Below are 1,226 nucleotides of genomic sequence, written 5' to 3'. Positions count from 1 at the left end.
CGGCCCCCCGCCGGGCCCGCGCCACGCCATGCACCGACACCCCACCCTGCTCCTGGCCGTCCACGGCACCCGCGACCCCCACGGCACCGCCGTGGCCCACTCCCTGGCCCTGCGCGTGGCCGAGGTCACCCACAGGCCCACCCGGCTGGCCTTCGCCGACGTGCTCACCCCCACCGTCGGCGACGTCGCGTCCACCACCCCCGGACCGCTGGTGGTCGTGCCCGCCTTCCTGGCCTCGGGCTACCACGTGCGCACCGACATCCCCCACCAGCTCGCCCGCGCCGGACGCGCCGACGCCGTCATCACCCCCGCCCTGGGCCAGCACCCCGCGGTCCTGGACACCGCCGTGCGCCGCCTGATCGAGGCCGGATACCGCACCGGCGACGCCGTCGTCCTGGCCTGCGCCGGAACCTCCGACGCCCACGCCAGCGCCGAACTCCACCAGGCCGCCGCCCGCCTGTCCCACCGCCTGGACGCCCCCGTGACGTTGGCCTTCATCGCCACCGGACGCCCCACCGTCGCCGAACAGGTCTCCCACCTGCGCGAACAGGGACACAGGCGAGTGGTCGTGGCCAGCTGGCTGCTGGCCCCCGGCCTGTTCCACGACCGTCTGGCCCACGCGGGCGCCGACGCGATCACGCGCCCGCTGTGCCCGGAGGCGACCATCGCCCACGCCGTGGCCGACCGCTACCACCGGGCCGCCATCTCCCAACCCGTCTGAGGCGCACACGAAGCAACGGACGCGGGAAAACGCCCCGGGCGAAACCGCGCACGCCCCCAGGAGCCCGCCCCTCCTTCCGGCCGTGGCCCCCACCGCACGCGAGCCGCGCACCCCACAAGCACACGAACACCACCCGCGCGGCCCCACCCTCCGCGCGCACGCGCGAAGACCGCACCGGAAAGGTCTCGTGCGATCCGTCCACCCCCACGCCCGCACCAAGGCATCCCCGAAGGGAAGCGCCCGGCGCCGGGACCGGACCCGCGTGTGGCCACAACCGGCCCCCGGGTGCGCCATGCGACGGAAGCGGGAACACCACCCGGTGGATCCCCGCCCCTTCCCCCTCCGCACCGCACCAAGGACGGCCATGCCCGCAACACCCGCCCCCCTGCCCGCCTTCCACGACCCCGCCAGCGACCGGGCCGTCGGCGCCCTGTTCGGCGCCCCCGTCGCCGCGGCCCTGATCGGCGCAACCCCCACCTCCACCACACGGGCCACACCCCTGATC

1 protein-coding gene is annotated in these 1,226 nt (G+C 76.3%); it reads left to right on the top strand.

Annotated features, from left to right (window positions below; all coding sequences use genetic code 11):
- Positions 1-28 precede the first annotated feature (28 nt).
- Positions 29-721: a sirohydrochlorin chelatase gene (locus D455_RS0100945; RefSeq protein ID WP_017568886.1), complete on the top strand. Its 693-nt coding sequence runs from the start codon at positions 29-31 to the stop codon at positions 719-721.
- The last annotated feature ends 505 nt before the right edge of the window (positions 722-1,226 follow it).

Source organism: Nocardiopsis halotolerans DSM 44410 (assembly GCF_000341065.1).
Classification (GTDB): Bacteria; Actinomycetota; Actinomycetes; order Streptosporangiales; family Streptosporangiaceae; genus Nocardiopsis; species Nocardiopsis halotolerans.
Note: the sequence above shows the minus strand (reverse complement) of the source record. Positions and strands in the feature narration are given on the sequence as shown.